Annotated in this window: 10 protein-coding genes and 1 tRNA gene; 1 reads left to right on the plus strand and 10 read right to left on the minus strand. The window is 45.5% G+C overall.

Annotation, left to right across the window (positions count from 1 at the left end; translation table 11 throughout):
• Positions 1-11: 11 nt before the first annotated feature.
• The 6 genes from ACZ42L_RS00905 to ACZ42L_RS00930 all read right to left on the minus strand — a co-directional run bounded on the left by ACZ42L_RS00905 (position 12) and on the right by ACZ42L_RS00930 (position 8,893).
• Entirely contained in the window at positions 12-1,295 is a 1,284-nt protein-coding gene (locus ACZ42L_RS00905) for a glycosyltransferase (protein WP_464716365.1), read from the minus strand.
• On the minus strand, positions 1,283-2,623 hold the full coding sequence (locus ACZ42L_RS00910) for a lipopolysaccharide biosynthesis protein (RefSeq protein WP_464699890.1): 1,341 nt from the start codon (positions 2,621-2,623) through the stop codon (positions 1,283-1,285). The genes ACZ42L_RS00905 and ACZ42L_RS00910 overlap by 13 nt, the downstream gene beginning before the upstream one ends.
• 1 nt (position 2,624) lies before the next feature.
• A complete protein-coding gene (locus ACZ42L_RS00915; RefSeq protein WP_464716366.1) occupies positions 2,625-5,135 on the minus strand; it encodes an SLBB domain-containing protein in 2,511 nt (836 codons plus the stop codon).
• A gap of 472 nt (positions 5,136-5,607) precedes the next feature.
• Entirely contained in the window at positions 5,608-6,810 is a 1,203-nt protein-coding gene (locus ACZ42L_RS00920) for a tetratricopeptide repeat protein (RefSeq protein ID WP_464716367.1), read from the minus strand.
• Between the two features lie 125 nt (positions 6,811-6,935).
• The gene (locus ACZ42L_RS00925; RefSeq protein ID WP_464699893.1) at positions 6,936-7,820 is read right to left on the minus strand and encodes a carbon-nitrogen hydrolase; all 885 of its coding nucleotides are present in this window, start codon (positions 7,818-7,820) and stop codon (positions 6,936-6,938) included.
• A gap of 29 nt (positions 7,821-7,849) precedes the next feature.
• Positions 7,850-8,893 (minus strand): agmatine deiminase family protein, encoded by a 1,044-nt coding sequence (locus ACZ42L_RS00930; RefSeq protein WP_464716368.1) that lies wholly within the window; start codon positions 8,891-8,893, stop codon positions 7,850-7,852.
• Positions 8,894-9,030: 137 nt separating this feature from the next.
• Between ACZ42L_RS00930 and ACZ42L_RS00935 the strand changes: the two genes are divergently transcribed.
• A complete protein-coding gene (locus ACZ42L_RS00935) occupies positions 9,031-9,675 on the plus strand; it encodes a hypothetical protein (RefSeq protein ID WP_464699897.1) in 645 nt (214 codons plus the stop codon).
• Positions 9,676-9,719: 44 nt separating this feature from the next.
• On the opposite strand, the gene ACZ42L_RS00940 is transcribed toward ACZ42L_RS00935, so the two are convergent.
• The 4 genes from ACZ42L_RS00940 to ACZ42L_RS00955 all read right to left on the minus strand — a co-directional run bounded on the left by ACZ42L_RS00940 (position 9,720) and on the right by ACZ42L_RS00955 (position 11,854).
• Complete coding sequence (locus ACZ42L_RS00940) at positions 9,720-10,442, minus strand: DsbA family oxidoreductase (RefSeq protein WP_464703187.1); 723 nt, start codon at positions 10,440-10,442, stop codon at positions 9,720-9,722.
• Between the two features lie 80 nt (positions 10,443-10,522).
• Positions 10,523-10,596, minus strand: a tRNA-His gene (locus tag ACZ42L_RS00945).
• Positions 10,597-10,679: 83 nt separating this feature from the next.
• Complete coding sequence (secG, locus tag ACZ42L_RS00950; protein ID WP_464699901.1) at positions 10,680-11,075, minus strand: preprotein translocase subunit SecG; 396 nt, start codon at positions 11,073-11,075, stop codon at positions 10,680-10,682.
• Positions 11,072-11,854: a tetratricopeptide repeat protein gene (locus ACZ42L_RS00955; protein WP_464699903.1), complete on the minus strand. Its 783-nt coding sequence runs from the start codon at positions 11,852-11,854 to the stop codon at positions 11,072-11,074. Before ACZ42L_RS00955 ends, secG begins: the two co-directional genes overlap by 4 nt.
• Positions 11,855-11,900 lie beyond the last annotated feature (46 nt).

Genomic DNA, 11,900 nt, shown 5'->3' on the forward strand with positions numbered 1-11,900 from the left:
AGGTTTGCTTTTTATGTAAATGGTGAATCCCAGATACAATGATATCCTAAATTATGATTCCTTATTCCTATTCTTCTTGCAGGGATACCTGCTACAATCGTATAAGGTTCAACAGACTTTGTTACAATAGCACCAGCACATACGACAGCTCCTTCCCCAATGTGAACACCTTGAAGGATTGTACATCCTATACCCAGCCAAGCATAATCATCTATTCGAATGTTTTTATAGGATGCCTTGAATGTAGTGCTATCTGTTAGGTGGCTTCCGGTTATTAGACTGACGTTATGTGAAATGGAAACATTGTTTCCAATGGTAATATGTCCTCGTGCATCTATTAGACATCCACGGTTGACATGTGTGTAATCACCAATAGAAATCCTATTGGGACTAATGATGTAATTGCTCTTCATGATAAAGGTCTTTTGTCCAATCTGCATTTGCAATAATTGCAAATACATCTTTCTCCATATCCAAAAAGGGATATGCGGTAGAATGTCATTAACACAATATTCTACAAAGAACCCTTTTATCCATTCATAAATAAAAGATGATGTGAAAGCTAAAGACAGTCGTTGTTTTACATAAAAAAGTGCTTTCTTAAATTTGAATTTTCCCTGTGAAGTGATGATATAATTGTACCATAAGCTTTTTTTAATTTGGTTTGAAATTCCACTTTTTTGATAATTCTGTATAGTGACATTCACATATTGAAATCTTGCCCCATTATTATATATTCGGAATATCATTTCCCAATCTAAGGAAAAATCCAATTTGTTGAGTAGGGATAAATCAAATAAGTTCTTCTTCTGCATTTCGCTACGTATCAATGATGATCCATGCCTGTAGATGGGCTGCCATTGCATAAGTGATGGGTCACAAGAAGCTTTCATGTGTACGTCATGACTAGGTGTCTGTTCTATGCTGTCTCCGTAAATTACATCTGTTTCGGCTATGTTTTTTGTCTGTTTAATAACATCCTCAAGTGCATGGGCAGAGACATACGTGTCTCCACTATTCAGTATATTAATCCAATCTCCGTTGCATTGGATAATACCCTTGTTCATGGCATCGTATATTCCACCATCCTTCTCTGAACACCAGTAGGTCAGCCGGTTTTGATATTCTTTGATAATGTCTGCGGTCCCATCTGTACTACCACCGTCTATTACAATATATTCCTTGTTTTCCCATGTTTGTGAGAAGAAACTTTCCATTGTATCTCGGATATGCTTGGCATCATTGAAGACCACAGTTATTACGCTTATCTTATTACTCATGACTACTTGTTCCATATTCCTTTAGCTTTTTGATTGATAATCAGTCTGCATTGATAGATGTGGATACCGCTCATAGCAGCATAACTTACGGCCATGCAGAAGATGATACCTTCAGTCCCATATTTGTTGCCGATAAGAAAGGTCGAGATGATATATAAAGCGGTAAAGATGATTGAAGTAATGATCTGCACGTTTATTTTATTGAGTCCATTGATGAGATAGGTTGCACAGTTGTTAAGATTGAAGAAACACACGTAAACAAGTGTACTCAGTGATATGGCGAAAGGGACAGATACCTTGTTTCCTACCCATAGTTGGTAAAAGATAGGACAGATGCCAAGCATGATAATTCCTGCTAGCACCGAGAGTCCCCATATCTTTATAGCTCGGTTGAAAGTGGTGGATATCCATTGCCAGTCGCATTTGATGTAGGCATCGGTGTATGCGTTCCACATGGGAGCCAATACGATAGTGTATCCGATGACGAGGAGATTGAAAAATTTATAGGCAACATTATACACCGTGACTTGAGTCGGACCACAATACTGGTTGATAAACATGTTGGCTGCGCCGAAGATGACTAGACAGCTAGTAATCTGTATGAAAAAGAAACCTAGTCCTTTGCTGATGATGGCCTTTCCTATTCCTGTGTCAAAAGCATGGCGTTTGGGGCTTAGATTTGGGTATCGTTTGAATACTGGTATAGCAGCGAGCGCATAGATTATGACTGATGTGGAAGTATAAGCCAAAACCACATAGAGTAGGTTTCCTGTGGTAGTCTTGGTTAGTAGATAGATGATGATCAATGATATTACATTGCTCGTAACATTGAGCAGATCGTTGATTGCATATTTTTGCAGGGCCACGAATATCATGCCAATATTGCGCAATACGAAATTTAGCAGTGTAAATACCACGGCTACAAAGAGGGCGTCACGCAAATCTGTATTGGCAATACTGTCAGTATTAAACATGCGATTATAGTCCATGGTGAGCATTGGTACTAATATGAGCAAGAAAATGAAGATGGCAATACCACCTAGCAGGACAAAGGTTGTGGTAATGTATCTTTGCCCTGCATGGTAGTCATTTTTGGAAATTGCTTCTGCGAGATAATTTCTCATTCCGTTTCCTAGTCCAATGTCGAATGTTCCTATCCAGTAGAGTATTGACGTGATAGTCATCCAGACTCCGTAGACCTCATTGTTAAGATAGCCGATAGTGACAGGGACAATGAGGAGAGAGGTGAGAAGGCTAATAATCTTGAGTATGCTCGAAAACAAGATGTTGTTGCGCAACATCTTGTCCCGTTGGTTTTTACTGCGTAATATTCTGTCTGGCATATTATTTCACCAAATTTGCAATAGAGGCTATCATTGTAGCGATACTGGCGATGGAAGTTCCTATAGTGAGCCATTCTGAGATTGTACTAGTACGTTTTGGCTTGGTTGGCACTACGATTTCGCATCCGGGACGGATGGGGGCATCGTGGCCGACGCGTGACACAGTACCATTTTGATAGATGATAAATGTATGGTTCTTTTTAGCGCGGTGTCCCCAGCCACCGGCTTGGTTGATATACCAGGCTGTACGTTTGCCTTTTTGGTAGGCTACGGTGTTCGGATACATCACGTTACCACTGACTCTTACCGTTCCATTGTATTCGGGGATAATGAGTCTGTCGCCCTCACGAAGCACGATGTCGGCCTCACCTCCGGGATTTGCCAGGGCTTTATCCAGCTCGATTCCTACATAGTAAGTATCTCCCAGGTCTATCTTTGCTATATCTAAGGTATCTTTACTGCTATTCTGAGATTCTATCAATCTCATGATATTCTGCATCCTCAAAAGTTCGTCGTGGGATATTTGCCGTTCCAAACGTGCGCCTCTGGTATAAGCCAGATTGGTTACTCCTCCTGCCATTTTCACAATGTCGCTCAATCGTTCGCCTTGTTTTGCTAGTGCGTAGCTGCCGGCAAACATGATTTCTCCTTCTACTCTGACATTCTTAGGCAAGGAGAAGCCTGGACTGCGACGCACGTATACCTGGTCGAATGGAGCTAGTACGAAACCTTGTGTACCATCTACGACGAAACCGTCTTTCAATGCGAAACTGTAAGTCTCGGAGAGAATACTGTCGTTGGTCGTAGCTTTAGGATTCACAATGCGGCGTGCCACGTCCACTTTAACAGTGGAAGCTGCATCGAGCAAGCCACCGGCCTGTAACACGAAGTCCTCCAAAGTTTCATTGTCTGCATACTGGTATGTTCCCGGATTCTTCACTTCGCCCGATATGGTGATAGTGCGCTGAATAGCTATATCGTTTCGTGTGGGGATGAACAGCACGTCATTCTGCTGCAAAGGAATGTCTGCTACTTTGCCACTCATGATTCCCTCAACATCCACACTGATGACTTTCAATGTGCGGTCTGCTTTCATGCGATGCAAGACGGCACGAGCCGTGAAAGCATCCTCTTTGAGCCCTTCGGCACTGGAAATCAGGGTTCGCACGCTGTTGATGCTTCCACCTAATTGATAGAGGCCCGGTCGGAATACCGAACCTTTGATTTCGACCGTATTCTCATAGCGATCTAAGATGGAGTCTACACATACAGAGTCGCCGTCGGCAATGTGGAATGTACCCATGTCAAACTCTTCTACATTGAATACTGCACGCTCTCTGCCGGTCTTGCGGAATACCCTTACGGCCTTCGTATAAGCGTCACCGGTAAATCCTCCGGAGTATTTCAACAGACTGCTCATGCTCTCGTTCTTCTTCATCTCATAGAACATCGGGCGTTTTACCTTTCCTGTAATATTGACAAGGCAATCGTATGGTCCGACCACGATGACATCATTGTCGGCCAATCTTACGTTGCCGGTGAGTTTGCCGTTTAATATGTAGTCGTAGATATCGACTACAGTTACGAGTCGATTGTTGCGATACACTTTGATGTTTCGCAGTGTACCCAAGTTGTTCGTTCCTCCGGCCATATACATGGCATGGAACACACTGGCGAAAGCCGATAGGGTATAGGTACCGGGGGCTTTCACTTCTCCCATCACGTTGACCATAATGGTCTTGGTTTGTCCCACAGTCAGTTTTACTTTGCTACTGCTGTATCGTGTTCCCATTGACGAGCGGAGTCGGGCATTGGCTTGTGCCACGGTGAGTCCCGATACCTGCACAGGTCCGTATCCTTCTATCGTTACCTCACCTTCGGGCGATACCGTCGCGTTGATGGTTTTTTGTGAGGCGCCGTAAATGTCGATAATGACAGCATCTCCTGGGCCTAGTCTATAGTTTTGAGGCGTTGCAATGTTCATGTTTGGCTCAAAGGTCAGGTTCTTCTTATTGAAAATATCTCGTCCAAACACCTTTGTCTTCTTTTGTTGAGAAGGCAATTCTTCTTCTACCAGCAGACTGTCACCATCCAATATGTTCGCATGTCTTGTATATACGTTGGTACCGAAGTTGTCTGAAATGTTATACATTCTATCCCCATTCTCGTTGTATTCCTGCTGTTGGAAGTTGCTTCCCTGTTTGCGGGTCAGTTTCTCCGTTCCTCCATTATTGGTGCGCATCCTGCTTTCAGCCTCACCCATGCCGGCATTCACTTGGCTTTCCATGCCGTTTTTCTTGATAAGTTTCTGATAGCGTTCCTTCACGCGTCTGATTTGCGATATGTCTACACCGCTCTGCATGAGCTTGGTAACAATTTGCGTTTGCGACTTACCTGCCTGGTGTTCGCGTACTACAATGCGCATCACTTGTTCGTCGTTCATGGAACTTTGGGCTTGCATGCTCAGTGGCAGCATCAAGCTGAGTAGAATGTATGTCAGTATTCTTTTCATAGCTGAAGAAATGTTTTGGACAGTGTACAATTTTCCTTTGGCCATAGCTTCAGTGCCGGCCACAGTATATCAGGCCGTAGCCTGTACCCACAGTCAACGCTGGTATTATTCGCATGTGTAACCACTGAATGGAAATAGTGGTACGCAAAGTCTTACTGCATTGACCGACTGTTACGTCATGTCCTTGTTTTGATAAATGATCTTTTCTCTTAATAACTCTTAGACTGGCATTTTGTTGCAAAGTTAGTGAAAAATATTTGGTTCTTGACAGGGCAGATGGAGAAAAGGTAGGTTGTGGTAGGAGGAGTAGGTCGTATTTATATGGCTGCCGGTGTGTGAACTACCGTCTGTATTCTGGATATGATGTAGAGCAGCAACGTCAAAAAAGAGACGATATTCAGAATATCGTCTCTTTTTATTATATACTTCATTTAGGAGATAGTTCAATGGATACACTTTCGCTTTTCAATTTTCAGTTTGTTATGGGGGTGCTTTTGGTCTCCTTGCGCTCTTTCTGTAGTTCGGCATAGTTCTTTTCCAGTTCCTGATAGAATTTATCGGGATTTTTCTCGTAGAGATTCAAGTATTTATCCATCTCCTTAACAGGCTTTTTGAGAATCTTCTTATTCGCGCTGTAGTGGTTGAGTGCTGCTATGATGGCGTATTTGTATAGGTCGAGCGAGAATTCTTTTGTATTGTTCTTGATGGCATATACAGCACATCCTGCCATATAGCTGGGCATGAATTGCATGCCGGTGACGGTATTGAAGAGTTTGGCTTCATTGCTTCCTATGTAGACATTGATGAGGTCTGTGGTGGCTATCCAACGGAAAATATATTGTCCGGCATCGCCCATTTGCTCGGCAGACAGGGCGTGATTCAGGTAGTAGTTGCAGTATCTGAGCATGTCGTTCTTATGTTGTGTGCACTCTTCGGCGGTCTTAAATTCCATCATGGGAGGCAGGTCGGCCTTGCCCGCATTGGTTTCCTCGGTGAGTGTCTTGATGCGTTCTGCCAGTTTGCTGGCCTTATCCATCTCGTCGTTCATCTTGTAATATTTCTCCAGGTAGGGCACTTCTTCGAGATATTGCTGGGAATGCTCGCCATAGAGTTGTTTCAGTACGCCCAGCGCACGCAACTCATACTTCACGGCATCGGCATGCAAACCCTCGTACGATGAGTTTTCGGCCACGTGCATCAGTATCACTGCCATGTCGTGATTGTTCTCTAATTTAGTTTCATAGATTTGCAATGCCTTCTTAGAGTTGTCCAATGCAGATTTCGTATCTTTAGCCGAGCCCTGATAGAGTGCCAGGTTGTCGAGCAAGAAAGCGTATTGTGCATCGTCGTTGCTGACGTGCTTACCATAAATGTCGACTGCTTCCTGGGCACTGACTACAGCCTTTTCTATCTGTTCAAGGCGATACTGGCATTTCCCCAGTTGTACTAACGACAGAGCATAATTCTTACTCCGCATGTCTCCGGCTGCTTTCAGCATATTCAGGCGTTCCTGCATGACTTCGCCAGACTGTTTGAACTTCTGGTCGGCAAAGAGACGTACATATTGTTCGAGCAGTTTGTCGGCGGCTTTGACTTTGGCAGAATCAATCGTGCCCTGTGCACTCATGGTCAATGAGCTAAGTGCGATGAGACTCAAAAGAAAGATTTTTTTCATGTTCGTTTAGATTAAATGGAACTCGGAGTCAAATGTAAATAAAAAACAGATATAAACAAAATATTCCCTGAAACTTTTTCAGGGAATATCTTAAATTGTCATTTGCCAGCGAGGCACGGGACGTCTCAGTCTATAAACCGTTTCGTGATGTCGCCATAATGGTCGATACGGCGGTCGCGAAGGAAAGGCCACCAACGGCGCACATCCTCGCTGTGGTCGAGGTCAATATCCATGACGATGCTCTCTTCATCGTCGTCGCAGGCACGGTAATGTATCTCTCCTTGTGGTCCGGCAACGAAACTTGACCCCCAGAATTGGATTCCTTCGGTCTGTCCGGAAGGGTCGGGCTCGAAGCCTACGCGATTGACTGCCACTACAGGCAGTCCGTTGGCAACGGCATGTCCTCGCATGACGGTGGTCCAGGCTTCACGTTGCCGCTGCTGTTCGTCGGCATTGTCACTGGCTGCATAGCCTATGGCTGTGGGGTAGATGAGCATGTCTGCTCCCTGCAATGCCATGAGACGGGCAGCTTCGGGATACCATTGATCCCAACAAACCAGGACTCCCAGTTTGCCGACAGAGGTCTGGATGGGATGGAAGCCAAGGTCGCCGGGGGTAAAATAGAATTTCTCGTAGTAGGCAGGGTCATCGGGTATGTGCATCTTGCGATACTTTCCGGCAATGCTGCCGTCTTTCTCTATCACCACAGCCGTGTTGTGGTAAAGGCCAGGCGCGCGTTTCTCGAAAAGCGAGGTGACGATGACGACACCATACTGGCGTGCCAGCTGACTGTAGAAGTCGGTTGACGGTCCGGGTATTGGTTCTGCCAAATCGAAATTGGCAACATCTTCTACTTGGCAGAAGTAGAGCGAGTTGTGCAACTCCTGTAGGATGATGAGCTGGGCGCCTCGGCGTGCCAGGTCGGCTATTTCGGTAGCAATGCGCGATATGTTGTCTTGCACGTCGGCCACATTGTGTTGCTGTAGGAATCCGATTCTGATTTCTCTCATGTGTTGTAGAAATTAATAGGGGGTGAATTTTAAACGACTCCGGCAGGATATTGCATTGTCAGACAGTGCAACGACCCGTGTTGCCGGATGACGGTACGGGCATCAATGCCCACTATCTCGTATTCGGGAAAGGCCTGTCGGATGGTCTCCATAGCCTGTTTGTCGTGTTTAGGTTGGGCATAGGTTGGGCAGATGACAACACCGTTGAGTATCACGAAGTTGGCATAAGTGGCAGGTAGCCGCTCTCCGTCGTCGTAGATGGCAGTGGGCATGGGCAGCCTCAGGAGTCGGTAAGGCTGTCCCTCGGCAGTCCGAAGCGTTTGCAGCTGCCCTTCGAGTGCCTTGAAATCAGCATATTGCTCGTCGCTCTCGTCGTCACATCCTATATATAATAAGGTGTCATTGGGAGCACAGCGCACGATGGTGTCGATATGCCCATCGGTATCATCGCCTACCAAATTGCCGTAATCCAGCCATACGATGCGTTCGGCATGCAGCTGCTGGCGAAGTCGTTGCTCTATCTCTGTCTGCGTAAGCGGTTGGTTGCGGTGTGGAGCTAACAGGCATTGCGAAGTGGTAAACACCGTCCCTGCACCGTCGCTCTCAATGCTTCCACCTTCAAGCACGAAGTCGGTATGGTCTTCGAGCGTGCCCTGGAGTATGCCATGCTCTGCCAGCTGCCGGGTAATGGCGTTGTCTTTTTCCCATTTGAATTTCTCTCCCCAGCCGTTAAACTTGTAATCCAAGAGTATCGGGTGGTCGTTACGCAGGAGTGTGATAGCTCCGTGGTCGCGTGTCCATGTGTCGTTTGTAGGGCATTCGAAGAAGATTATACGCTCTATTTGCGCCGCCGTCAATTCGCCCTGTAGCAATCTTTGCACCTTGGAAACATCGGATGCCACCACCAGTAGTTTTTCGTGCAGGGTGATGACACGGGCCATTTGCACGAAGGTGTCAGTGATTTCAGCCAAATAAGGTTTCCAGTCAGTGTCCTCATGTGGCCACGTCAATTGAATGGCACTCTGTTCGTACCACTCTGCCGGTAGTGAATATATAGCGTTTGTATCTGTCATTTTTAATCCTTTTGTAACTGCAAATATAGCAAATTTATTTAGTACTTGCCAAAGGCAACAGCATATTATGGTGTAAATCTCTTACATAAAGGCATGAGAGAATGTGATATGTTGTTGATAATCATTATATTTGCAATATGAAGAAGAATGTGCTCTGGATGGGGCTGCTAGCCCTTTTATGCGCAGTAGCCGTGGTGTCCTACCGTATAGCAACGGCAGAACAGCGTGCGATGGCATCGGGTGACCGCATCGTCCAGATGATAGGAAACTTCAAGGCCGCTCATGGGCAGTTACCCAAGGGACTGAATGAGATGGGAATGGTTGCCGATAATGATGGTTATTTGTTTGAGGGCATCCGCTTTTACTATATGGCTTACGATAGTGATAATTACGAGTTGTACTATCTCAAGGATTTTGATACGGCCAATACTTTTCATCCGCTGATAGGCGAGTGGGACAGAGGTAAGGCATTAAAGCTGTCTGCTTCTCAGCATCGGAAAATCATAAACTATATCCACTCTCTTGAAACGAGTGGACTGTTAGATAGTATAGTCTATGACACACTGTCCCAACATCCTATCGTGGTTGGGCGAAAGAATCTTGTCCATGCTCGAATCTACTATCCGACAGGCTCATTGGCAGAAGAAGGGAACATATCTTTCTACGATGACCCCGAAGATGATTTGGCAGAAAAAATCGGTAATTGGAACTTTTTTACACAAGATAGAATCGTAGTACAGGAGTACTATAAGCTGGACGATGACGCAAAAATCCCTCAATGAGGGCCAAAGACAGCCATGTCTCCAACTCACATTGAGAGATATTCTTAGTTGCAACCGTGTATGCCACAAGCATTGCCGTCGGTGTCGGCATCGGCATCCGGGGCTTTGCCTTCATAGGCATTTTCGAGTAATTGCAATATTTCGCCTACCGATTTTGCACCGTTGATATTGAATTGGCGGTTGACTACATAGGCAGGGATGTATTCGAACTGAATCTTCCAGGCATCTTCTTCCTCTTGTCTCACCTCTTCCTCGTAGCGATTGCTGGTCAGGACTACCTGTACTTCGTCGGCAGGCAAGCCTACTTCGGCAGCAGCTACGGTCAGTACCTGATGGTCGGCTACATTCTTGGCTTCGATGAAATAAGCATGGAATAAGGTTTCCAGAAGTTCCGCCCGCTTCCCATATACATCGGCCAATACAGCCAGTCGGTGTGCATCATGGGTGCTGACACGCTTGATATGTTCTATATCATAGTCTAGTCCATCTTGGGCTGCATAGTCTTTTACCTCGTGCAAATGCTTCATGGTCATGATGCTTTCGGCATCGCCATTGCCCCTGGCTTCTTCCAGCATAGACAGTTCGGTGTCCTTGGGAGCATCAGGATTCAGCTCGAAAGCTCGGAATTGTACATTTACCTCGTCGCGGTGAATGAAGTTTTTCAATGCCTGGGCGAATCTGCGTTCGCCGATATAGCAGTAGGGGCACGCTATGTCGTACCATATCTCTACGTTTAATTTCTTATCTTGCTTGTTTGTTCCTTCCATAATTTTCTCCTTGAAAAGTGGTATGATGTATGGGATAAAGAGAAAGGAGTTATTCTGAAATAGAATAACTCCTTCTTCTGGGTGGACGGTGGGATTCGAACCCACGACATTCAGAACCACAATCTGACGCTCTAACCAACTGAACTACGCCCACCATATTGCTTTCTTTCTCAAAAGCGAGTGCAAAGGTAGTAGATTTATTTGAACTCGCCAAATAAATCTACTCTTTTTTTGGAATTATTTTGCAGGAGTTGTCGGAGCCTTAGGAGTTGCAGCGGGTGCGCTCTGTTGGTTGCCTGTAGCCGGAGCTGTTTGCTGTTGGCTGGCACCAAAACCCTGTGTATTGGTCGGATTGGTTGTCTGAGTCTCTGTTGCGCTCTGCTCCATGACACTCTGTTCGGTTGTAGCCTGAGGAGCTACATAGGCACATACGATGCTGAAGAGTACCATTGCTATAGCCAGCCCCCAAGTCGTTTTCTCTACGACATCGGTGGTTTTGCGAACACCCATGATGGTATTTGAAGAAGAGAAGTTAGACGACAGACCACCGCCTTTAGACTCCTGAATCAATACGACAGCAACCATGAGGATGGATGCCAAAACTATCAGAATTACGAAAAGTGTGTAAATCATTTTGTTGTTATTTTGTTTTTATTGTTTATTATCAATTTTTCTAAGAATCGTATTTGGTCTGCAAAGTAAGCATTTTTTTTTGGATAATTCAAATCTAAACGCTTAATTATTTCGAGAGCTTTCTCATATCGACCTTGTTTAATATAGATTTTGGCCAGTGTCTCGGTGAAATATCCCTCGTCTGTAGGGGCAGACTCGCCTTCCGCAGGTTCTTCTATCTCCGGCACGAATTCAGGTTCGTCTTTCAGTTGAATCTTTCCTTTCTCGTTGTAGATGAAGTTGTCGATGAGACTTTGTCCTCTCAGTTGTGGCCTGTCTTCGCTCTCGGCAAGGTGTTCCTCCTCCGTTTCGGTTTCCAGTAAGTAGGCTACATAGTCTACGGCAGCATCGGCCGGAGTGGGCTTGCGCTTGGTCTTCTTGTCGGCTTCCGATTCTTTTTCCGAAGGGATGGAATCCAGGAAGTTGTTGATCAGTGCAGCTGTACGGTCTTCCGAGGGCTGTTCTTCCTGACGTGACTTAGCTGTGAGAGCCGACCGCTGAGGATGTATTTTGTAGTGGGTGGCCTCTATCATGTCGAAGATTTTGCGGCGGTCGGTCACATAGAGTGCCGCACTACGCAATTCCTCGTCGAAAGTTGCATCGTGTAGTAAATAGAGATTCTGCAACATCAGCAGACGTGCGGTCTGGTAATAGGGATGTATGGCCAGCAGACTTCGGAGATCGTAGAGGGTCTCCTTGTCCATTAGCTCCGGATGTTGTATGAGTTCTTGAATTTCCATTTCTATTTTTCGCAGTGCCGTCTTTCGCTTTTTCAAGGTGTAAGCC

The sequence above is a fragment of the Prevotella mikamonis genome, from assembly GCF_055381405.1.